Source organism: Pseudarthrobacter sp. fls2-241-R2A-168, from assembly GCF_030209335.1.
GTDB lineage: Bacteria > Actinomycetota > Actinomycetes > Actinomycetales > Micrococcaceae > Arthrobacter.
The window spans coordinates 1-20,587 of record NZ_JARVSG010000028.1; the positions used below are offsets into that span (position 1 = coordinate 1).

A 20,587-nucleotide genomic window follows, 5' to 3' on the forward strand; every position below is an offset into this window, starting at 1 on the left:
GGTTCGTCCGCGAACACTTCTTCGGCAAGGACCCCCGCACCAAAGACCTCGTCGCGGACCTCACCGACGACCAGATCTGGAACCTCAAACGCGGCGGCCACGACTACCGCAAGGTCTACGCCGCGTACAAGGCCGCCACCGAATTCAAGGGCAAACCCACCGTCATCCTCGCCAAAACCGTCAAGGGCTACGGACTCGGACCCCACTTCGAGGGCCGCAACGCGACCCACCAAATGAAAAAACTCACCCTCGACGACCTCAAGAAGTTCCGCGACCACCTGCGGATCCCGGTCACGGATGAGCAGCTCGAAAAAGACCCGTACCAGCCGCCGTACTACCACCCCGGTACGGAGGCCCCGGAAATCCAGTACATGATGGAGCGCCGGGCCGCTTTGGGCGGGTCCGTTCCCGAGCGCCGCAGCAAGCACGCGGCGATCACCCTGCCGGACGCGAAGTCCTACGAGGTGGCCAAGCGTGGCTCGGGCAAGCAGCAGGCCGCCACCACCATGGCCTTCGTCCGCCTCCTGAAGGACTTGATGCGGGACAAGGAGTTCGGCAAGCACATCGCCCCGATCATCCCGGATGAGGCGCGCACCTTCGGTATGGATGCGTTCTTCCCGACGGCGAAGATTTACAACCCCAAGGGTCAGAACTACCTGTCTGTGGACCGGGACCTGGTCCTGGCCTACAAAGAGTCCGCCCAGGGCCAGCTGATTCATCCCGGTATCAACGAAGCCGGGGCCGTGGCTGCGTTCACCGCCGCCGGTACCGCGTACGCCACTCACGGCGTGCCCCTGGTCCCGGTCTACGTGTTCTACTCCATGTTCGGCTTCCAGCGCACCGGCGACGCCTTCTGGGCGGCAGCAGACCAGATGACCCGCGGCTTCATCATCGGCGCCACCGCAGGACGGACCACCCTCACCGGCGAAGGCCTCCAGCACGCCGACGGCCACTCCCCGCTCCTGGCCTCCACCAACCCGGCAGTAGTCACCTACGACCCCGCCTACGGCTACGAAATGGGCCACATCATCCGCGACGGCCTCGAACGCATGTACGGGCCGGAATCGGACGACCGGAACCTCATGTACTACCTCACGGTGTACAACGAGCCCATCACCCAGCCCGCCGAACCCGAAGAGCTGGACGTCGAAGGCGTTATCAAGGGCATCTACCTGCTCGCCCCGGCGAAGATCGACGGTCCCCGGACCCAGATCCTGGCCTCGGGTGTGTCGGTGCCGTGGGCCCTGGAGGCACAGCAGCTCCTGGCCGATGACTGGGGCGTCTCCGCCGACGTCTGGTCAGTGACCTCCTGGAACGAACTGCGCCGCGACGGCCTGGCCGCCGAAGAGGAAGCCTTCCTCAACCCCGGCCAGCCAGCCCGCGTCCCGTTCGTCACCAAACAGCTCGAAGGCGCCACCGGCCCCGTCGTCGCCGTCAGCGATTACATGAAGGCCGTCCCGGACCAGATCCGGCAGTTCGTGCCCAACGAATTCGCCACCCTCGGCGCCGACGGCTTCGGCTTCTCCGACACGCGAGCCGCAGCCCGCCGCTTCTTCAAGATCGATATCCACTCCATTGTGGTGCGGTCTCTGGAGATGCTGGCCCGCCGCGGTGAGGTTGATCCCCAGGCTCCGGCCAAGGCGATTGACAAGTACCGGCTGCACAACGTGAATGCAGGTTCCACCGGCAACGCCGGAGGCGAAGCGTAGCCTCACCCGCTAAAGAGCCAGCAACGCGACGGCGGCCCCCACCGAAAGGCGGGGGCCGCCGTCGTCTGTCCGCGCGGCAACGGTTGTGACGCACAACCAGCCGGATTGTAGCCTTCGCACAAATGGAGCTTGCAGGGCAGGGGCCGTATGCTCAAAGAATGCCAGCACCTGCAACACCGTCCGCGAAGCGCAAACAGTCCCTCCCCGGAGTGACTCCGGAGAAGTCCGAAACCCTGAAGAAACTGCGGGCGAACGTTGGCCAGCTTTCCACCACCACCATGCGCGAGCTGGAAAAATCCCTGCCCTGGTACAGCCGGCTCAGCTCAGACGAGCGTTCCGCCCTCGGGATGGTGGCGCAGAACGGCATCGCCGCTTTTGTCACCTGGTACGAGCGCCCAAGTTCGCCGTCGTGGATCCTCACAGATGTTTTCGGCACGGCACCCACGGAGCTGACCCGGTCCATCAGCCTGCAGAAAGCGCTGCAGCTGATCCGGATCGTGGTGGAAGTGGTGGAAGACCAGGTTCCGGTCATCGCGCCCGAGGCTGACCAGCCATCCCTGCGAGAGGCTGTGCTCCGCTACTCCCGCGAGGTGGCGTTCGCCGCCGCGGATGTTTATGCACGGGCGGCTGAATCCCGCGGCTCCTGGGACACGCGGCTGGAAGCCCTGATTGTCGATGCCATCCTGCGCGGCGAAAACACTGACGCCCTGCGGTCAAGGATCGCCGCACTGGGCTGGAAGGCGCAGGAACGGTTCACGGTGATGGTGGGCAATTCCCCCTCGGAGCCGAGCGCCAGTTACGTCAGCGAACTCCGCCGGATGGCTGGCCGTTACGCGGAGGACGCGCTGGTGGGCATCCAGGGCGACAGGCTCATCTTGATCCTGGGTGGCGTGCAGGACCGGGAAACCGCCTACGTGAAGCTCAGCGATATGTTCGCTCCCGGACCGGTGGTGTATGGCCCCGAAGCCAGTTCCCTGCTGGAGGCCAGCGGCTCCGCCCAGTCCGCGTTCGCCGGCCTCACGGCTGCGCGCGCGTGGCCTGCCGCCCCGCGGCCTGTTGCCGCCGATGATCTCCTCCCCGAGCGCGTCATCTCCGGTGATGACGCGGCCCGCCGCTCCCTGGTCAAAAACATTTACCGGCCGCTCCTGGCAGCGTCCAACGGACTGGTGGAAACGCTCGGAACCTACCTGGAACTGGGCCATTCCCTGGAGGCAACGGCCCGTGAGCTCTTCGTCCATGCGAACACTGTCAGGTACCGGCTGAAGCGGGTTTGTGACGTCACAGGCTGGGATCCGCTCCTGCCGCGGGAGGCGTTTGTCCTCCAGGCCGCCCTCGTGGTTGGCCGTCTTTCAGCCCCGCCCAAAGCCGCCGCGGAGCGCCATCCGTCCCGAAACCAACCCTGAGGCGTTGTAGACTTCCTACAACCTGACCCCGTGAGCTTGGTGCGGACAAACACCGCTCCATCACACAGTAATTTGGAAAGCTGGTTACGTGCTTGCAATAGTCTGCCCTGGACAGGGCTCGCAAACCCCGGGTTTTCTGGCCCCCTGGCTTGAACTGCCCCCGGTGGCAGGCCAGCTGGCCGCCCTGAGCGACATCGCAGGCATTGACCTGATCGCGCACGGGACCACCTCGGATGAGGAAACCATCAAGGACACTGCCGTGGCGCAGCCCCTGATCGTTGCGGCCGGTCTCGTCGCCGCCGCATCCCTTTTCGACGTCGAGCTGAACTCCCTGCCGGTTATCCTGGCGGGACATTCCGTCGGTGAAATCACGGCATCGGCGCTTGCCGGAGTCCTCACCGAGCAGGAAGCCATGACCTTCGTCCGTGAGCGGGCCAACAGCATGGCCGCTGCCGCATCCGTCACGCCTACCGGCATGAGTGCCGTGGTAGGCGGGGACCCGGCAGAGGTCCTGGCTGCGATCGAAGCAGCAGGCGCCACCCCGGCCAACGTCAACGGCGCCGGGCAGACCGTTGCAGCCGGGACGTTCGAACAGCTCAAGGCCCTCGCGGACAATCCGCCTGCCAAGGCGCGCGTCATTCCACTGAAGGTTGCCGGCGCCTTCCACACCAGCCATATGTCACCGGCTGTCAGCACGCTCAAGGCACTGGAGCCGCAGCTGAAGCCGCAGGCCCCGAAGGTTCCCCTGCTGTCGAATTACGACGGCGGGGAGGTCACCGACGGTGGTGCCGCCGTCGAAAGCCTGATCGCCCAGGTGTCCCGGCCCGTGCGCTGGGACCTCTGCATGGAGGCACTGGTCCAGCGCGGCGTCACCGGCGTCATCGAACTGGCTCCGGCAGGCACGCTTGCCGGGCTTGCCAAGCGGGGCATGCCGGGCGTCAAGACCGTTGCAGTCAAGACTCCCGATGACCTTTCCGCCGCCCTGGCCCTTTTCGCAGAACTGGAGGGCAACGCATGAGCGTTCCCACGCTGAAGCAGGCTCCCATTCAGGAGCACACCCGGATCCTGGGTCTCGGTGCCTACCGCCCCGATGTGATCGTCACCAATGAAGACGTCTGCCAGTGGATCGACTCCTCTGACGAATGGATCCGCCAGCGCACCGGGATCGTCACCCGGCACCGCGCCCCGGCCGACATCAGCGTTATCGACATGGCCGAGGGCGCTGCCCGCGAAGCGATGGAAAAAGCCGGAATCCAGGGCTCTGACCTGGGCGCCGTCATCGTCTCCACTGTCACGCACCCGTACGCGACGCCGTCCGCCGCTGCCAGCCTCGCGGACCGACTCGGCGCCACCCCTGCCCCCGCCTTTGACATCTCGGCTGCCTGCGCCGGCTACTGCTACGGCATCGCGCAGGGTGACTCACTGGTGCGTTCCGGAGCTGCGAAGTACGTGCTGGTGGTCGGCGCCGAAAAGCTCTCCGACGTCATTGACAACCGGGAACGCACCATCTCCTTCCTGCTCGGGGACGGTGCAGGCGCCGTCGTCATTGGCCCCTCCGAGACTCCCGGCATCGCGCCGTCCGTGTGGGGCTCGGATGGCAGCAAGTGGGACGCCATCGGCATGACCCGGTCTATGCTGGACGTCCGTGACCTCGGCATGGCCGCCCGGCAGTCCGACTCCACCGGCGACCTCGCCCTGCTCGAAGAGGCCCAGGAGCTCTACCCCACGCTGCGCCAGGATGGCCAGACCGTATTCCGCTGGGCCGTCTGGGAAATGGCGAAGGTCGCCCAGCAGGCCCTCGAGGCGGCCGGTGTGACCGCTGAGGACCTGGTGGCGTTTATCCCCCACCAGGCCAACATGCGCATCATCGACGAGATGGTGAAGAAGCTGAAACTGCCCGAGACAGTTACAGTGGCACGGGACATCGCCGACGCAGGAAACACCTCTGCGGCATCCATCCCGCTGGCTACCCACCGCCTCCTGGCGGAAAAGCCGGAACTGAGCGGCGGCCTGGCACTGCAGATCGGTTTCGGTGCCGGGCTGGTCTTCGGCGCCCAGGTAGTTGTCCTTCCCTAGAAGCGCCCCCAACAGGCCGCAACCGCGTCCTGAGCCATTTCCGGCAGTACTTGCCGGCAATACAAGAAAAGGAGCCATCACATGGCTAGCAACGAAGAGATCCTGGCCGGCCTGGCTGAAATCGTGAACGAAGAAACCGGCCTGGCCCCCGAGGCTGTGGAGCTGGACAAGTCCTTCACCGAGGACCTGGACATCGACTCCATCTCCATGATGACCATCGTGGTCAACGCCGAAGAGAAGTTCGGCGTGCGCATCCCGGACGAAGAGGTCAAGAACCTCAAGACCGTCGGCGACGCCGTCAGCTTCATCGCTGGAGCACAGGCCTAGTTCCAGGCTTTCGCCGTACTACGGCTTGGCGGGGCTGCCGGTCCGGATGACCGGACCGGCAGCCCGCCGCATTTTCCGGCACCTTGCGCGTGCAAGCGTGCCGACCATCAAAACGCGGGACCCTCCGGCAGACGGATTCCCACCGACGAAAGAGTGATCCCATGACACGCAAAGTAGTCATTACCGGTCTGGGTGCCACCACACCCATCGGCGGCGATGTACCCACGATGTGGAACAACGCGCTCAAGGGGGTCTCCGGTGCCCGCACCTTGGAGGACGACTGGGTAGCCAAGTACGAACTGCCCGTCCACTTCGCAGCCCGCTGCAGCACTCCCGCGCTGGAGGTGCTGAGCCGTGTGGAGGCAAAGCGGATGGACCCCTCCACCCAGTTCGGCGTGATCGCGGCCCGCGAGGCATGGGCCGACTCCGGTATCACCGAATTCGACAAGGACCGGCTGGCTGTGGCTTTCGCCACCGGCATTGGCGGGGTCTGGACCCTCCTGGACGCCTGGGACACCTTGAAGGAAAAGGGTCCCCGCCGCGTCCTCCCCATGACCGTTCCGATGCTGATGCCCAACGGTGTTGCCGCGGCCGTCAGCCTGGACCTGGGCGCCCGCGCCGGCGCCCACACCCCCGTTTCTGCCTGCGCCTCGGGCACCGAAGCCATGCACCTGGGCCTGGAACTGATCCGCTCCGGCAAGGCAGACGTGGTGATGTGCGGTGGTGCCGAAGCCGCCATCCACCCGATGCCGCTTGCAGCATTCGCCTCCATGCAGGCATTGTCCCGGCGCAATGACGACCCGCAGGGTGCCTCCCGCCCGTACGATACCGCCCGTGACGGTTTTGTGATGGGTGAGGGCGCCGGCGCCCTGGTCCTCGAGGCAGAGGAGCACGCCCTGGCCCGCGGAGCCCGGATCTACGGCGAACTCGCCGGTACTTCCGTCACGGCGGACGCCTACCACATCACCGCCCCGGACCCCGAAGGCCTTGGCGCTACCCGCGCGCTGAAAGCTGCGATGTTCGACGGCCGGATCCAGGCCGAGGACGTGGTGCACGTCAACGCACACGCCACCTCCACCCCCGTAGGCGACAAGCCGGAGTACACCGCACTCCGTGCTGCGTTGGGCAACCATGTGGACAGCGTGGCGGTATCTGCCACCAAGTCGCAGATGGGCCACCTCCTGGGTGCGTCCGGCGCAGTTGAGGCCGTGCTTACGGTGCTGGCCGTGTACGAGCGCAAGGCGCCGGTGACGATCAACCTGGAGAACCAGGACCCGGAGATCCCGCTCGACGTGGTCACCTCGGCCAGGGACCTGCCGGCTGGCAGCATCGTGGCACTGAGCAACTCCTTCGGCTTCGGCGGGCACAACGCCGTGGTTGCCGTCCGCAGCATCTAGCAGCAGTCCGGCGCTTACTGCCGAGAGACCAACAGGAGGCCCCGCCGGCTGGCGGGGCCTCCTGTTGTGCTATGGAGATTGCTTGATGTTGCTGCCGGTCTCTATCACGATGGCGACAGGCTGCGTCGGGGGTGTTCTGCTGCGGTTATCCCACCTGGTGCAGCCAGCGGACGGGCGCGCCCTCGGCAGCGTGCCGGAAGGGTTCGAGTTCCTCATCCCAGGCCTCACCAAGGGCCAGCGAGAGCTCGTGGTAGACAGCTGCAGGATCCCCCGCGCCGGATTCGTAGGCGTAGCGGATCCTGTCCTCGGACACCATGATGTTGCCGTGCACGTCAGTGACGGCATGGAAGATTCCCAGCTCGGGGGTATGCGACCACCGGCCGCCATCCACACCCTGGCTCGGTTCCTCGGTGACCTCGTAGCGGAGGTGAGCCCAGCCGCGGAGGGACGAGGCAAGCTTCGATCCCGTCCCGGGGGCGCCGGTCCAGGACAACTCGGCCCGGAACATTCCAGGCGCGGCAGGCTGAGGGGTCCACTCAAGATCCGTCCGCTTGTCCACGACGGAGCCGATGGCCCACTCAACGTGAGGGCACAAAGCAGTAGGGGCTGAGTGAACAAACAGCACACCGCGGGTCATTGCAACAGACATTCCATCCTCCATAGCTCTAGGTACGTCTTCCCCAACGACCTCCGCCTGGATGGAACTGCCGTGCCCTGCACTGCCGGTCCTGTTTCCCTGCCTCAATATTCAACTGTTCAGGTAAAGCTGTGTCCGGACTTGGTGGTCCACCGGAAGCAAGCAATGGAGCTTCAAGCGGGACTTGAAAGTTGCCGGACGTGACTCTTATTGTGCCGTACGCTGCCTAATTACGCCAGTGCGATTCCTGGCTGATCCAGGCAGCATTGGGTCATGCCCTGGGGTGTGCCTGCTGGTAGCTCTTGCGAAGCCGGTCCACAGAGACATGGGTGTAAATCTGGGTGGTGGCAAGGCTGCTGTGCCCCAGTATCTCCTGCACGGCCCGCAGGTCCGCGCCGCCGTCCAGCAAGTGCGTGGCTACCGAGTGGCGAAGGGCGTGCGGGCCGGAGGCCGAGGTGTCACCCAAGGCATCGAACAGGGTATTGACCAGCGACCGGACCTGCCGCTGGTCCATCCGGCCTCCCCGGGCGCCCAGGAAGAGGGCGGGGCCGCTGTTGTCCCTGGCGAACTTTGGCCGGCCCCGCCGGAGCCAGTCATCCACTGCCACCGCCGCCGGCACGCCGTAGGGGACGGTGCGTTCCTTATTGCCTTTGCCGATGACACGCAGTGTCCGCCGGTCCGGGTCCAGGTCATCGATGTCGAGGCTTGTGAGCTCCCCGACCCGGACTCCCGTCGCATAGAGCAGTTCGACGATCGCCCTGTCCCGTACAGGCAGGGGTTCACCCTCTGCGGCAGCTTCCTCCAGCCTGGTCAGGAGCCTGGTCAGCTGCTGGGACTGCAGGACGCCGGGCAGGGACTGCTCGCGTTTGGGTGACTTGAGCCTCAGCGCCGGATCGGCGGTGATGTGCTCATCCCTTAAAGCCCATGCCGTGAAGGCACGCGCGGTGGCGGCCCGGCGCGCAAGAGTGGAGCGTGCGACGCCTGACTGGCTCTGCACTCCCAGCCACCGCCGCAGGGTTCCGAGGTCCAGGTCAGCAAGCATGGTTACGCCCTCGGAAGCCGCATGGGCCATGAGGCTGCGGACGTCGCCCTCATAAGCACGCAGCGTGTGCTGCGACAGGGCCCGCTCCCCCGACAGGTACGCCACGAAGGCGCCCAGCGCCTGGCCTAGTTCCCGGGGCAGTTCCTGGTTCTCCACTCTCCTACTGTCTCAGGTGTTGCCGCCGTCCGCGTGCTGGACACGATCCACTTCGTCAAGCACGCCCCCCGCTGCCTTGGTGAACCCCCCTCGTCATGCCGACGCCTGGCCACGCTTCCAGCCGCCCCGCTCCGACACAGCCAGCCCGAGCAGCCCCAGCCGGCCGAGCCCGGCCCGCACTGATTCCGGTCCCAGTCCGGCCACGGAACAGAGCTTCTCGACCGACGTGGTGGACCGCAGCGGAAGCGCATCCAGGAGGATCAGGTCTTCGAGGGTCAGCCCGTCCTGGACTTCGGCTCCGCCCTGGCGGGATTCCGGAAGCCCGGAGCCGCTGGGCCCTGCCAGCTCAGCGATTTCTGCCGCGTCTGTGACGCACACGGCACCGCCGTCCCGGAGCAGCCGGTGGCAGCCGGCCGAATTGGCGCTGTGCACCGAGCCGGGGACAGCACCCACTGCCCGGCCCAGCGTCTCGGCGTGATGAGCTGTGTTTAAGGCTCCTGACCGCCAGCGCGCTTCCACAACCACCGTCACCGCCGACATGGCGGCGATGAGCCTGTTCCGTTGCAGGAACCGGTACCGGGTGGGCGCCGAGCCTGGTGGAACTTCCGCTATCACAGCCCCTTGGTTGCAGACGGCGCGGAGCAGGTCTTCGTTCCCGGACGGGTAGAAGCGGTCAACACCGCCGGCCATCACGGCGATAGTGGGCACTGCTGCCGAAGCGCCGGCAAGTGCGGCACGGTGGGCGTGCGCATCAATGCCGTAGGCACCCCCGGACACAATGGTGAGGCCCCGCTGCGCCAAAGAGTAGGCAATATCCCCTGTAACCGATGCGCCATAGCTGGTGCTGTCCCGGGACCCTACGAGCGCGATGCACTTCTCCGCCCCCGGCAGGGGCTGCTCCGTCCCCCGCCACCACAGGCAGAGGGGTTCATGGATGCCCAGGTCGGAGAGCTGGACCGGCCACAACCCGTCCGACGGGATGATCAGCCTGCCGCCCAGCCGTGCCATGGTTGCGAGGTCCCGCTCGGGGGCCAGATCCGGAATCCGGGGCTGCCAGCGCTTCAACGACGCGGCCATCCCGGACCAGCTGGTGGCGGACCCACTGTCCGCAAGGAGCGAGGTGATCTCACGCTCCAGCTCCGTTCCGGCAGAAACCTGGCCGGTGGCAATCCGCAGGGCATCCACTGCGCCGCAGATCTGCACCAGTGCCAGCCCGGCGGCATCCTGGGGTTCCATCAACCTGGCAAGCGCGGCCCGCGCCACCCTTTCAGGGTCGGCCCCGATCCCCGTCATGCGGCCACCGCCGCAGCCTGCCGCAGTCCCAGCGCCTGCCCGATATCGTTGACGTCCGGCCGTTCCCTGTGTCCCAGGTCCGCCATGGTCCAGGCCAGGCGAAGAACCCGGTCATAGCCGCGGGCGGTGAGTACGCCGCGTTCCAGTGAATGGTCGAGGATGCGGGTGGAGGCCGCCGGAAGCCGAAGTTCTCCCCGCAGTACACGGCCGGGTACCTGGGCGTTTGTTTCCAGGCCGAAGGGCTGCAGCCGTTCAAGCTGCCGCCCGCGGGCATTGCGCACCCTGTCAGCTACTGACGCAGTATCCTCCTCGGCGCCTCCCTGCCCGAACTCCGCCAGGGAGACCCTGTCCACCTGGAGCTGGATATCCACCCGGTCCAGCAGCGGGCCGGACATCCGGGCCAGGTACCGCCGCCGCATCATCGGCGTACAAGTGCAGTCCAGGCCCTTGCCTGAAGCCTTGCCGCAGGGGCAGGGGTTGGCGGCCAGAACCAACTGGAACCGGGCAGGATAGGCAGCGGTGCCGGCGGAGCGGTGAATCACCAGTTCCCCACTCTCCAACGGCTGCCGCAGTGCATCAAGCACGCGGCGCTCATACTCTGGAGCCTCGTCCAGGAAGAGAACGCCCCGATGGGCACGGGAGGCGGCGCCTGGCCTGGGCAGACCCGAGCCGCCGCCGATGATTGCGGCGGCGGTGGCCGAGTGGTGCGGGCTTTCGAAGGGCGGGCGGCGCAGCAGCCGGGCTGAGGACGATGGCAGGCCGCAGAGCGAATGGATGGCGGTAACCTCCATGGCCTCGTGGTCGGCAAGGTCCGGCAACAGCCCGGGAAGGCGTTCGGCCAGCATGGTCTTGCCGGCGCCCGGCGGACCCATCAGGAGGAGATGGTGTGCGCCGGCTGCTGCCACTTCGAGGGCCCGCCTCGCATCGCCCTGCCCGGAGACATCAGCCATGTCCGGACAGATGCCGTCATCCTCCTCCTCATGGGCTGGAAGCTGCGAGTCATCCGGTTCAAAATCCAGGGCAAGCTCCTGCGGGTCGGCGCCAAAATCGAGGGCCAGGCGGGCGAGGGTGCGGTAGCCCCTGACGTTGGCGCCGGGAACCAGGGCCGCCTCCGCCAGGTTGGCATGCGCCACCACGATGTCCGAATAGCCCGCCTGGACCGATGCCATCACGGCGGGCAGGATGCCGCGGACCGGGCGCAGCCTGCCGTCAAGCCCCAGCTCCGCGATAAAGACAGTCTTTCCGGTTGGCTTGATGTCATTCGCCGCCCGCAGTACAGCCATGGTGACTGCCAGGTCGAACCCCGAGCCGCGTTTGGGCAGTGAGGCCGGAATGAGGTTGGCCGTGATCTTCCGGCGGCTTAGCGGGATCCCGGAGTTCTTGGCTGCGGAGCGGATGCGCTCCTTTGCTTCATTCAACGAGGCGTCCGGCAGCCCGAGAAGAATAAAAGCCGGCAGGGTTTGGCCGATGTCCGCCTCGACCTCCACGATGTAGCCGTTCAGCCCGACGAGGGCGATGGAGTAGGTTCTGCCGAGGGCCATTCATCCCACCCCCTTGAGGTGCTCCACCAGGGGTTCGCCGCCGCCGTCGTCCAGGACGGCGATGACATCCACCCGCCGCAGCGGCATTCGCAGCTCCCGGTCCCGGCACCAGGCGGAACCAAGCCGGTGCAGGCGGGCGAGCTTCTCCGGACCAACCGCTTCAAAGGGGTGGCCGTAGTCGAGGGATCGGCGGGTCTTCACTTCGGCAATCACCAAGGCATCGCCGTCGAGGGCCACAATGTCGATTTCGCCCTCGGTGCAGCGCCAGTTGCGCTCCACCACCAGCATGCCGAGGGACTCAAGATAATCCGTGGCGAGGTCCTCGCCGCGGCGGCCCAACAGGTCTTTTGATTTCATTTCTACCTCCGCAACCAGCCTGCGGCCGCGCGGTTGCGGAGGTAAGGGAGCTTGTGCCGTATGTGCACAAAACAGCCGCCGGGGGTGACTGTGCAGGACAAGTCCCCGGCGGCCCGTCAGGTATTACTGACCCAGGTCAACATCCTTGGGCAGTGCGAGTTCTTCGTTGCGCGGAAGCTCTTCCACGTTGACGTCCTTGAACGTAAGGACCCGGACACTCTTGACGAACCGCGCCGAGCGATACACGTCCCATACCCAGGCGTCCTGCAGGGTCAGGTCGAAGTAGACTTCGCCGTCGGCGCTGCGGGCCTGGAGGTCCACATGGTTGGCAAGGTAGAAGCGCCGTTCGGTCTCGACAACGTAGCTGAACAGTCCGACGACGTCGCGGTATTCACGGTAGAGCTGCAGCTCCATGTCGGTTTCGTAGTTTTCAAGATCCTCAGCACTCATGCTTCCATCTTGCACCATGTGCGGCGCCGCCGGAGCCCGTGCCGGGCGTATGGGCGGCAGAGTCCACCAGGAACCAGTCCGCGGACGGGCTCAGTCTTCAGCGGCAGGCCCGCCGGCGTCGCCGCCCAGGACATCGTCACCGCCGGTATCCTCCAGCGCCCCGTCGAGCAACTCCCCGCCGAGCAGGCGCCAGCTTACACGGTGGTACGGGGTTGGACCCGCCGCACGGAGCACGTCCCGGTGCAGGACGGTGGCATAGCCCTTGTTGATGTCCCAGCCGAAGTCCGGGTACTCCATATGGAGTTCCTTCATCATCCTGTCCCGCTCCACCTTGGCGATCACGCTCGCGGCAGCGACGCTCAGGCACTGCATGTCCGCTTTGATCTTGGTATGCACCGGCGCCTCACAGGCGGCTTCAAGCACCGGCTCGTCAAAGAGGGACAGCTGTTCTGCCGGGGACAGCCAGTTATGGCTGCCGTCCAGGAGCACCATGTCCGGGGCCACACCCACCGCCAGAATCTCCTGCCAGGCGCGGGTTCCAGCCAAACGCAGCGCGGCAATAATGCCCAGGGCATCAATCTCCTGCGCTGAGGCATGCCCTACCGCCGATGCCACACTCCACCGGCGGACCAGCGGGTCAAGGCGTTCCCGTTCCGCCGGGCTGAGGAGCTTACTGTCCCGCACCCCGGCCAGCGGCCGCTGTCGCTCCACGTCGACCACGGCGATGCCGACGCTGACGGGACCGGCAAGAGCGCCGCGGCCCACTTCATCAACACCGGCGATAAGGCGCACGCCCTGCGCCTTGAATGTCCGTTCGTGCCGCAGGGTGGGAGCCTTGGCGGGACGGGCCGCTTTGGCGGAACCGGCCCGCCCCTTGGCCGTGCCGGCCTTGGCGGGGCTGGCCTTGGCGGGGCTGGCCTTAACTACCGGGGACATGGTCAGGGCGCTGCCGGAACGTTCCGGAACACGTCCGGGTAATTGTCCAGGGTGGTGATCCGGCTCAGCGGCCATGCGATGACGGCAGCCTTGCCTTCAAGATCTGCCATATCAACGAAACCGCCGCCGGCATCCATGTGGGCCCGGGAATCGGCGGAGTGGTTCCGGTTATCACCCATCACCCACACCTTGCCTTCGGGGACAGTCACATCGAAGTTGCGGACCTGCGGAACCTCTGCAGCGTTGACGTACTTTTCGTCGATGGCGGTTCCGTTAATGGTCAGTTTACCGCCGGCGTCACAGCAAACCACATGGTCCCCCGGCAGCCCGATGACCCTCTTGACCAGGTGTTGCTCGGAGTTGTCCGGCAGGAGGCCAACAAACGTCAGGCCGTCCTGCACCCAGGTGAAGGGCCCGTTGGTCTTTTCCGGCGCCGCCGGCAGCCAGCCCTTGGTGTCGCGGAACACCACAACGTCCCCGCGGCTCAGCGAGAACGGTTCCGGTACCAGGAGGTTAACAAAAATCCGGTCGTCCACGTCCAGCGTATTCACCATGGATTCGGACGGGATGAAGAAGGCCCGGAACAGGAACGTTTTGATCAGGAAGGAGAGCACCACGGCGATGACCACTACCGTGGCTATTTCCTTCAGCCAGGCGAGCACCTGGCTTCCGCCCGTCTTTTCGTCGGCGGCCCTCGCTTCGGCCCGGCTGCTCGCAGCCCTGGAAGGTGCTTCCGGAGCCGCTGCTGCTTCCGGTGCAGCACTGGCCGGGGAATCCGGGGCGCCGTCCGGACGCGGCTCGGGGATCCGCGGGTGGTTCTCGGGCATCTACTGTCCGTTCTCTTTTATGGGCCCTGCCGCTGGCGGCCGAGGTACTGCAGCAAATCTATCAAGCGGCCAGACGATCTGGACCGGCCTGCCAATCACCCTGTCCAGGGGTACCATCCCCCCGCCGGGGGCACCCAGCAGGCTCCGGGAGTCGGCGGACACGGACCGGTGGTCGCCCAACAGCCACAGCCGCCCGTCCGGCACTTCTGCGGTGAACTTTTGGGTGCTGGGGTGATCACCGGGAAAGATATAGGGCTCGGCCAATGGCTGGCCGTTGACGGTGACTTGCCCGCCGGTGTCGCAGCAGACCACGGTGTCCCCCGGGAGGCCGATGACGCGCTTGACGTACGTGGTGTCACTGCCGGTGATGCCAAGCCATTGGGTGATCGCCACTGCGGAGTCCACGAACGCCCCCCTGCCGCTGTTGAGCGGTGAGAACGTTCCCCGGCCGTCAAAGACCACGATGTCCCCGCGCCGGACCGGCTCGGCGTTGAAATCCGTGCGCGAGACAAGGATCCGGTCCCCGCCCTGGAGGAGCGGTTCCATGGACTCGGACGGAATGTAGTAGACATCCAGCCAGAGTGAGCGGACCAGCCCGCTGACCGCAATGGCCAGCACAAAGGCGAGGAACGCAAAACGCCAGCCCGTTTTGGGGGGCTGGCGTTTTGTCTGGTCCATAAGTCCGTATCCTGGGCGCTGGTGCATGGCTCCGGCGCTGGCCGGTTACGGCTGCGGCCCTGCCTGGGTAGGTCCGGGAAGGACTTACTTGGCGGTGCTGAAGTCGCGCTTTTCCTTGATCTTCGCAGCCTTACCACGCAGTGCACGCATGTAGTAAAGCTTGGCGCGGCGGACGTCACCCTTGGTAACGACCTCGATCTTTTCGATGATCGGGGAGTGTACCGGGAAGGTACGCTCCACGCCGACGCCGAAGGAAACCTTACGGACGGTGAAGGTCTCGCGGACGCCCTCGCCCTGGCGGCCCAGGACGAAGCCCTGGAATACCTGGACACGGGTGTTCTTGCCTTCGATGATGTTCACGTGAACCTTGAGGGTGTCACCTGCGCGGAACGCGGGAACATCGGTGCGCAGCGAGGCTGCATCTACGGAATCGAGAATATGCATGAGTGCACTCCTGGTGAACGCCACGGGTCATTCACTTTGGGTCACGGCAGTCAAGCCCGGACGCTGGTGGCGCACCGGAGATTGCTGCCGAAAGTTTAGTAGTCCGGCCACTTCACTGATTGATGTGGCCGGTTGTCTTAGCTGTTGGTTGCGCTCCCCCTGTGGCAGGTGCGGACCCAGCAGACACAAGGACTAATTTTGCCACAGTCCGCGACGGACAGCCAATCCCGGAATCCGGCGGCCCGAGAATGCGGGCCCCAGTCAGTCCTGCTGTCCGTCAGGCCCGGCGGGGCGGCGCCGCAGGCGGCCGTCCACGACGTCGTATCCCAGGTCCTGCAGGGCGGCGCGGTCGGCACGGGGCAGCTTGCCGGCGTCGAACGTTTCGAGCAGGTCGGGGCGGCGTTCCGCCGTCCGGCGGAACTGTTCGTGCCTGCGCCACTGGGCGATCTTTCCATGGTTGCCGCTGAGCAGGACCGGGGGCACTTCCCGCTCGCGCCAGACAGATGGCTTGGTGTAGACCGGGTACTCCAGCAACCCGTCGGAGTGTGACTCCTCCACGAGCGACTCCGGGTTGCCCACAACACCGGGCAGGAGCCTGCCGATGGCCTCCACCATGGCCAGGACAGCCACTTCACCGCCGTTCAGGACGTAATCGCCAAGGCTGACGGGACGCACGGTGAAGTGTTCATGCGACCACTCGATGACCCGCTCGTCGATGCCCTCATAGCGTCCGCAGGCGAATGCGAGATGCTCCTCTTCGGCCAGTTCGTAGGCGAGGGCCTGTGTGAACCGCTCCCCCGCGGGCGACGGGACGATCAGGACAGGCTTGTCCAAACCTGCCGGGCGCCCCTCTGCGATTGACGACAGTGCCTGGGCCCAGGGCTCAGCCTTCATCACCATGCCCGCGCCACCGCCGTAGGGGGTGTCATCCACAGTCCGGTGCCTGTCGGTGGTGAAGGCCCGGAGATCGTGGACGTGAAGGTCCAGGATCCCGTCCTGGCGGGCCTTGCCGATCAGGGAGAGATCAAGGGGCGCCAGGTACTCGGGAAAAATACTGACAACGTCGATCCGCATTTAGGCGTTGCTTTCCGGACCGGTTCCGGCGTCCTGATCCACGTTCAGCTCGAACAGGCCGTCCGGCGGGGTGAGGAGGACGAATCCTTCCTCGATGTTGACCTCCGGCACGATCTGCTCAACGAAAGGTATGAGGATCTCTTCCCCGCCTGGCGTGGTGACCACCAGCAGGTCCTGGACCGGCATGGTGTTGAGCGCCGCGACCTTGCCCACCACCTGGGATCCCACCCGGGCTTCGAGTCCCACCAGCTCGTGCTCGTACCAGCCGTCGTCGTCGTCCTCGTCCAGTTCCTCGGTTTCAATGAAGAGTTTGGCACCGCGGAGGGTTTCCGCTTCATTGCGGGTTCCAATTTCCTCGAACCCCAGCAGCAGGATGTCCTTGTTCCAGCGGGCGCTGCTGACGGTCAGCGGTCCGGCAGAGGCCGGTTCGACCACAAATGCGGTTCCCGGAACAAACCGGTCCTCAGGGGCGTCGGTCAGGACCTGGACGGTTACTTCCCCCCGGATGCCGTGGGGTTTGCCGATTCGTGCCACCTGCAGCTGCATGTGTTCCTCTGTTCCGATGTGTCTGATCCGTGTGGTTCGGCGGGGGTGCCGGTGAAAGGGTGCCGGTGAAAGCACTCCGGCCCCTCCACCGTGGGTGGAGGGGCCGGAGCAAAAGCTGATATTGCCGAGCGCTCAGCGGCGGCGGTCAGTGTCGACGACGTCGACCCTTACCGGTTCGCCGCCGGCCAGGGCTGCCACAACGGTGCGCAGTGCGCGTGCCGTGCGGCCCTGGCGGCCGATCACCCTTCCGAGGTCGTCCTGGTGAACGCGCACCTCGAGGGTATCCCCGCGGCGGTTGCTCTTGGAGCTGACCTTGACGTCATCCGGGGAATCAACGATTCCCCGGACCAGGTGTTCCAGCGCTTCTGCCAGCAATTTACTCAGCCTCGGTGGTCTCTGCCTCGGCCGGTGCCTCGGCTGCGTCAGACTTGGATGCCTTCTTGGTGATGGCTTCCGGGATGATCACAGAACCCTTTTCGGGAGCAACGAAGGCTACTTTCTCAGACTTGGTCTTGAGGGTGCCTTCCTGGCCCGGCAGGCCCTTGAACTTCTGCCAGTCACCGGTGATCTTCAGGATCGCGGCAACCTGCTCGGACGGCTGGGCGCCGACGGACAGCCAGTACTGTGCACGCTCGGAGTTAACCTCGATGTATGAGGGCTCTTCGGTGGGGTGGTACTTGCCGATTTCCTCGATGGCGCGGCCGTCACGCTTGGTGCGTGAGTCTGCGACGACGATGCGGTAGTACGGTGCGCGCATTTTGCCAAAGCGCTTAAGGCGAATCTTTACGGCCACTTTTGTGGTCACTCCTGTTTCAGAAAGGGGGTGAACCCGGCGTTCTGCACCCGTGGGGCGGGCCATACTTGCGGGCTCGAAGGACAGGATCCGGACGCGGAGAGAGGGGCCACGCAGATCGAGTACCTGTTTATTGTGCCAGATGAGCGCCCGGATTTCGACTTGACACCCTGCCCGCGCCTGCGGGCATGGTGCTCAGGAGGTCCAGACGTACAGTCCGCTGCGTTCGGAGTCGTCGATTCCGCCGGCGAGTTCCGCCAGTCGCCGGACGTAGGTCCGGGCCTGGGCGGAATCGAACGGCATGTCCTCCTGGGCAGCCCACTGTTCGGCGACGTCATCCAGGACGTTGCCTTCCCCTTCGATCTCATAGGTCAGAAGGTCGGCGAGGGCACGGACCATGGCCGGGGGTACAGCAAGGAGCGAGTCGCTGGCTATGTCCACCATGGTCAGCTCGTAGTCGGCGCCGCCGGCATGCACGGCGGTGCCGGCGAGATCACCAAGCTGCTCAATTTCGAAGTCGCTGATTTCGGGGATGCGCACAGCGTGCGCGGCCGGCTGGCCGCTGCCCTGGTCCAGCACTCCGGCGCGCTTCAGCGCGCCTGCGTGGTCGGCAACAAAGATCTCGGTGAAGCCCATGGGAAGTGCCCTCGTTCCGTCGACGGTGCGGCCGCTCAAGCAAGCGGCACCTGCCGCGCCGGCCGTTCGGCATCAGCCTAGTACACCGCCCCGGCCCCCGCCGCCCGCACCCGTTCCGGCAGGCGGCATCCCAACGGGGTTCGCAGGCGGGCTCAGCGGACTGCGACCCGGATGTTGTTGCGCCAGGGATCCTCGAACCGCAGTTCCGCACCGGTGTGGTGCGCGGGCACCCCGGCGACCTTCAGCCGGTCAGCGAGCGCCCCGACGTCGTCCCCCGAGGGAACTTCGATGAGCACTTCACCCAGGCCAAGAGTGTCCTTGCGGGGCCCCGCCCCGCGGCTGTTCCAGACGTTCATCGCCATGTGGTGGTGGTACCCGCCGGCGGAGACAAAGAGTGCCTGTCCGTGCCAGCCGGCGGTCTTTTCAAAGCCAAGGGTGCCCACGTAGAAGTCCCGGGCCGACTGGACGTCGCCAACCTGGAGGTGGACGTGGCCGACTCCGGCCACTGTTCCGCGCTGGCGCTGCAGGGATTCTTCGGTGAGGTGCTGCTCCAGGTAGCGCTGTGGCGGCAGGGCGAGGCTGTCCATCACCACGTCAGTACCGTTCCAGGACCAGTTGCTCCGCGGGCGGTCCCAGTAGAGCTCAATGCCGTTGCCTTCGGGATCGGTGAAGTAGAAGGCCTCGCTGACGAGGTGGTCAGCACTGCCGGCGAAGGAGCGCGGCTCGAACCGGGCGGCAGTGGCGATGGTGGCTGCGAGGTCGGCCTGGTTCTCAAACAGCAGGGCCGTGTGGAAAAGGCCGGCTTCCCCCCTGCCGGGGAGGTTCAATCCCGGAGCGGGGGCAAGGTGGACCAGCGGCTTCTGGAGCCGGCCAAGGTACAGCCCGCCGTCCTGCTCGGCCACAACTTCAAGCCCCAGTGCACGCTGGTAGTAGTCGGTCATGACCTTCATGTCGCCCACCTTGAGCATCACGGTGCCCATAGTGAGGTCGGCAGGAAGAAGATCCTGGGTGGCGGCTTCTGCAGTCATTGAAAACTCCCGGTGCTGGGGCCCGTCGGGTTGGTGGGCCTGTCACTATTAAAATTACTTGAAGCTTCAATTTATTCCAAGCAGTTTTCAGGTTATCCGTGTCTCAGCGGACGACGCGCCCGCCCAGCACCACATGGGCCAACTCCTGCACCGTTTCCGGAACCTGCCGCGGATCCTCCCGGCAGAGTACGACGTCGGCCCGGGCACCTTCCTCGAGCGCGTCAACACCCAGCCACTTCCGGGCGCCCCAGCAGGCGGCGTCAAGGGCGGCGGCCACAGGCAGGCCTGCATGGTGGAGGGCCAGGATTTCATCACCGATCCGACCGTGGCGGATGACGCTGCCGGCATCCGTTCCGGCGTAGATCTTCACTCCGGCGTCGAAGGCCTCCAGCACCCGCTCCGCCCGCCGTTCCCACAGGGCACGCATATGGGCCGCATACCGCGGGAACTTGGGCTCCGCCTGCGCGGCTATGTCAGGGAAAGTGGCGATGTTGATGAGGGTGGGCACCATGGCAACACCCTGCTCCACGAACCGCGGAAGGTGCCGCGGCAACAGTCCGGTGGCGTGTTCGATGCAGTCAATGTCCGCGTCCAGCATCTGGTCCAGTGTTTCTTCGGCGAAGCAGTGCGCGGTGATCCTGGCACCTTCGTCGTGCACGGCCTGGACGGCGTCCTTGACGACGGCGGCAGGGAACGACGGCGCCAGGTCGCCGGCGCCGCGGTCGATCCAGTCCCCTACGAGCTTGACCCAGCCGTCGCCGTCGCGGGCCTGCTTCCGGACGGCTTCCACCAGGCCGTCGGGCTCGACTTCCTCGGCGAAGCCGCGGAGGTACCTGCGGGTCCGGGCGACATGCCTGCCGGCGCGGATCAGCAGCGGCCCGTTGCGGCTGCCCTGGAGGAAGCGGGTGTCTGCGGGGGAACCTGCGTCCCTGACCAGCAGCGTGCCCGCATTCAGGTCGGTCCTTGCCTGCTCTCCCGCCGTCGCTTCGTCAACGGCGCCACCGGTTCCCAGGCCGATATGGCAGTGGGCGTCAACGAATCCCGGCAGCACCCAGCCATCAAGGATCCTGTCCGGTTCCGCCGCCGGCCGCCGGAAGGTCAGCCTGCCGTCCACGGACCACAGCCCGCGTGCCTCGGTGTCCGGCCCGGTCAGGACGGCGCCGTTGAACTGGATGATCTCTGCCATGGATCTGCCTCGCTTTCCCGCCCGGACAGGCTAGCACCACCGGATGTGACA

General features: G+C 65.9%; 23 protein-coding genes. 6 read left to right on the forward strand and 17 right to left on the reverse strand.

Annotation, left to right across the window (positions count from 1 at the left end; all coding sequences use genetic code 11):
• The 6 genes from QRN11_RS15130 to QRN11_RS15155 form a co-directional block, all read left to right on the forward strand.
• Positions 1-1,709, forward strand: a 1,709-nt coding sequence (locus QRN11_RS15130; RefSeq protein ID WP_502935042.1) for a transketolase-like TK C-terminal-containing protein, incomplete at its 5' end; no start/stop codon positions are given.
• Between the two features lie 158 nt (positions 1,710-1,867).
• Positions 1,868-3,112, forward strand: a complete 1,245-nt coding sequence (locus tag QRN11_RS15135; protein ID WP_091415960.1) for a PucR family transcriptional regulator — start codon at positions 1,868-1,870, stop codon at positions 3,110-3,112.
• An 88-nt stretch (positions 3,113-3,200) separates the two neighbouring features.
• Positions 3,201-4,130 carry an ACP S-malonyltransferase gene (locus tag QRN11_RS15140; protein WP_091415957.1) on the forward strand — a complete coding sequence of 310 codons (930 nt, stop codon included), beginning with the start codon at positions 3,201-3,203 and terminating at the stop codon, positions 4,128-4,130.
• Positions 4,127-5,188 (forward strand): beta-ketoacyl-ACP synthase III, encoded by a 1,062-nt coding sequence (locus QRN11_RS15145; RefSeq protein WP_091415954.1) that lies wholly within the window; start codon positions 4,127-4,129, stop codon positions 5,186-5,188. Before QRN11_RS15140 ends, QRN11_RS15145 begins: the two co-directional genes overlap by 4 nt.
• An 81-nt stretch (positions 5,189-5,269) precedes the next feature.
• Positions 5,270-5,515, forward strand: a complete 246-nt coding sequence (locus QRN11_RS15150; protein WP_009359314.1) for an acyl carrier protein — start codon at positions 5,270-5,272, stop codon at positions 5,513-5,515.
• Between the two features lie 161 nt (positions 5,516-5,676).
• Positions 5,677-6,912, forward strand: a complete 1,236-nt coding sequence (locus QRN11_RS15155) for a beta-ketoacyl-[acyl-carrier-protein] synthase family protein (protein ID WP_091415953.1) — start codon at positions 5,677-5,679, stop codon at positions 6,910-6,912.
• 145 nt (positions 6,913-7,057) lie between these two features.
• On the opposite strand, the gene QRN11_RS15160 is transcribed toward QRN11_RS15155, so the two are convergent.
• From QRN11_RS15160 to QRN11_RS15240, 17 genes are all read right to left on the reverse strand, one after another.
• Positions 7,058-7,561, reverse strand: a complete 504-nt coding sequence (locus QRN11_RS15160) for a DUF3145 domain-containing protein (protein WP_041652118.1) — start codon at positions 7,559-7,561, stop codon at positions 7,058-7,060.
• 259 nt (positions 7,562-7,820) lie between these two features.
• Positions 7,821-8,747, reverse strand: a complete 927-nt coding sequence (locus QRN11_RS15165) for a tyrosine recombinase XerC (RefSeq protein WP_285313415.1) — start codon at positions 8,745-8,747, stop codon at positions 7,821-7,823.
• Between the two features lie 93 nt (positions 8,748-8,840).
• Positions 8,841-10,040, reverse strand: coding sequence for a DNA-processing protein DprA (gene dprA / locus QRN11_RS15170; protein ID WP_285313416.1), 1,200 nt, complete (start codon positions 10,038-10,040; stop codon positions 8,841-8,843).
• Positions 10,037-11,581 (reverse strand): YifB family Mg chelatase-like AAA ATPase, encoded by a 1,545-nt coding sequence (locus tag QRN11_RS15175; protein WP_285313417.1) that lies wholly within the window; start codon positions 11,579-11,581, stop codon positions 10,037-10,039. The genes dprA and QRN11_RS15175 overlap by 4 nt, the downstream gene beginning before the upstream one ends.
• On the reverse strand, positions 11,582-11,938 hold the full coding sequence (locus QRN11_RS15180) for a YraN family protein (RefSeq protein ID WP_285313418.1): 357 nt from the start codon (positions 11,936-11,938) through the stop codon (positions 11,582-11,584).
• 123 nt (positions 11,939-12,061) lie between these two features.
• On the reverse strand, positions 12,062-12,388 hold the full coding sequence (locus QRN11_RS15185; protein WP_013601392.1) for a DUF2469 domain-containing protein: 327 nt from the start codon (positions 12,386-12,388) through the stop codon (positions 12,062-12,064).
• 90 nt (positions 12,389-12,478) lie between these two features.
• Positions 12,479-13,324, reverse strand: a complete 846-nt coding sequence (gene rnhB / locus QRN11_RS15190; RefSeq protein ID WP_285313419.1) for a ribonuclease HII — start codon at positions 13,322-13,324, stop codon at positions 12,479-12,481.
• A 2-nt stretch (positions 13,325-13,326) separates the two neighbouring features.
• Entirely contained in the window at positions 13,327-14,151 is an 825-nt protein-coding gene (gene lepB, locus QRN11_RS15195; protein WP_285313420.1) for a signal peptidase I, read from the reverse strand.
• Positions 14,152-14,829 carry a signal peptidase I gene (gene lepB / locus QRN11_RS15200; RefSeq protein ID WP_285313421.1) on the reverse strand — a complete coding sequence of 226 codons (678 nt, stop codon included), beginning with the start codon at positions 14,827-14,829 and terminating at the stop codon, positions 14,152-14,154. It abuts the gene before it with no gap.
• 84 nt (positions 14,830-14,913) lie between these two features.
• Positions 14,914-15,273, reverse strand: a complete 360-nt coding sequence (gene rplS, locus QRN11_RS15205; protein ID WP_050054723.1) for a 50S ribosomal protein L19 — start codon at positions 15,271-15,273, stop codon at positions 14,914-14,916.
• 261 nt (positions 15,274-15,534) lie between these two features.
• A complete protein-coding gene (trmD, locus tag QRN11_RS15210) occupies positions 15,535-16,347 on the reverse strand; it encodes a tRNA (guanosine(37)-N1)-methyltransferase TrmD (protein WP_285313423.1) in 813 nt (270 codons plus the stop codon).
• Complete coding sequence (gene rimM, locus QRN11_RS15215) at positions 16,348-16,893, reverse strand: ribosome maturation factor RimM (protein WP_091415931.1); 546 nt, start codon at positions 16,891-16,893, stop codon at positions 16,348-16,350.
• 132 nt (positions 16,894-17,025) lie between these two features.
• Positions 17,026-17,268, reverse strand: a complete 243-nt coding sequence (locus QRN11_RS15220; RefSeq protein ID WP_013601399.1) for an RNA-binding protein — start codon at positions 17,266-17,268, stop codon at positions 17,026-17,028.
• Between the two features lies 1 nt (position 17,269).
• Positions 17,270-17,686: a 30S ribosomal protein S16 gene (rpsP, locus tag QRN11_RS15225; RefSeq protein ID WP_142057960.1), complete on the reverse strand. Its 417-nt coding sequence runs from the start codon at positions 17,684-17,686 to the stop codon at positions 17,270-17,272.
• A 195-nt stretch (positions 17,687-17,881) separates the two neighbouring features.
• A complete protein-coding gene (locus QRN11_RS15230) occupies positions 17,882-18,322 on the reverse strand; it encodes a hypothetical protein (protein WP_285313451.1) in 441 nt (146 codons plus the stop codon).
• 152 nt (positions 18,323-18,474) lie between these two features.
• Positions 18,475-19,350 (reverse strand): VOC family protein, encoded by an 876-nt coding sequence (locus QRN11_RS15235; RefSeq protein WP_285313425.1) that lies wholly within the window; start codon positions 19,348-19,350, stop codon positions 18,475-18,477.
• A gap of 103 nt (positions 19,351-19,453) precedes the next feature.
• A complete protein-coding gene (locus QRN11_RS15240; RefSeq protein WP_142057956.1) occupies positions 19,454-20,536 on the reverse strand; it encodes an amidohydrolase family protein in 1,083 nt (360 codons plus the stop codon).
• Between the last annotated feature and the right edge of the window lie 51 nt (positions 20,537-20,587).

Excerpts from the sequence above, each read along its gene's own strand:
- rnhB (WP_285313419.1), bottom strand. The coding sequence starts at position 13,324 with ATGTCCCCGGTAGTTAAGGCCAGCCCCGCCAAGGCCAGCCCCGCCAAG.
- QRN11_RS15230 (WP_285313451.1), bottom strand. The coding sequence starts at position 18,322 with ATGGGCTTCACCGAGATCTTTGTTGCCGACCACGCAGGCGCGCTGAAG.
- QRN11_RS15185 (WP_013601392.1), bottom strand. The coding sequence starts at position 12,388 with ATGAGTGCTGAGGATCTTGAAAACTACGAAACCGACATGGAGCTGCAG.
- dprA (WP_285313416.1), bottom strand. The coding sequence starts at position 10,040 with ATGACGGGGATCGGGGCCGACCCTGAAAGGGTGGCGCGGGCCGCGCTT.
- trmD (WP_285313423.1), bottom strand. The coding sequence starts at position 16,347 with ATGCGGATCGACGTTGTCAGTATTTTTCCCGAGTACCTGGCGCCCCTT.
- QRN11_RS15135 (WP_091415960.1), top strand. The coding sequence starts at position 1,868 with ATGCCAGCACCTGCAACACCGTCCGCGAAGCGCAAACAGTCCCTCCCC.
- QRN11_RS15235 (WP_285313425.1), bottom strand. The coding sequence starts at position 19,350 with ATGACTGCAGAAGCCGCCACCCAGGATCTTCTTCCTGCCGACCTCACT.
- QRN11_RS15145 (WP_091415954.1), top strand. The coding sequence starts at position 4,127 with ATGAGCGTTCCCACGCTGAAGCAGGCTCCCATTCAGGAGCACACCCGG.
- lepB (WP_285313420.1), bottom strand. The coding sequence starts at position 14,151 with ATGCCCGAGAACCACCCGCGGATCCCCGAGCCGCGTCCGGACGGCGCC.
- QRN11_RS15155 (WP_091415953.1), top strand. The coding sequence starts at position 5,677 with ATGACACGCAAAGTAGTCATTACCGGTCTGGGTGCCACCACACCCATC.
- QRN11_RS15160 (WP_041652118.1), bottom strand. The coding sequence starts at position 7,561 with ATGTCTGTTGCAATGACCCGCGGTGTGCTGTTTGTTCACTCAGCCCCT.
- rplS (WP_050054723.1), bottom strand. The coding sequence starts at position 15,273 with ATGCATATTCTCGATTCCGTAGATGCAGCCTCGCTGCGCACCGATGTT.
- rimM (WP_091415931.1), bottom strand. The coding sequence starts at position 16,893 with ATGCAGCTGCAGGTGGCACGAATCGGCAAACCCCACGGCATCCGGGGG.
- QRN11_RS15180 (WP_285313418.1), bottom strand. The coding sequence starts at position 11,938 with ATGAAATCAAAAGACCTGTTGGGCCGCCGCGGCGAGGACCTCGCCACG.
- QRN11_RS15175 (WP_285313417.1), bottom strand. The coding sequence starts at position 11,581 with ATGGCCCTCGGCAGAACCTACTCCATCGCCCTCGTCGGGCTGAACGGC.
- QRN11_RS15240 (WP_142057956.1), bottom strand. The coding sequence starts at position 20,536 with ATGGCAGAGATCATCCAGTTCAACGGCGCCGTCCTGACCGGGCCGGAC.
- lepB (WP_285313421.1), bottom strand. The coding sequence starts at position 14,829 with ATGGACCAGACAAAACGCCAGCCCCCCAAAACGGGCTGGCGTTTTGCG.
- QRN11_RS15150 (WP_009359314.1), top strand. The coding sequence starts at position 5,270 with ATGGCTAGCAACGAAGAGATCCTGGCCGGCCTGGCTGAAATCGTGAAC.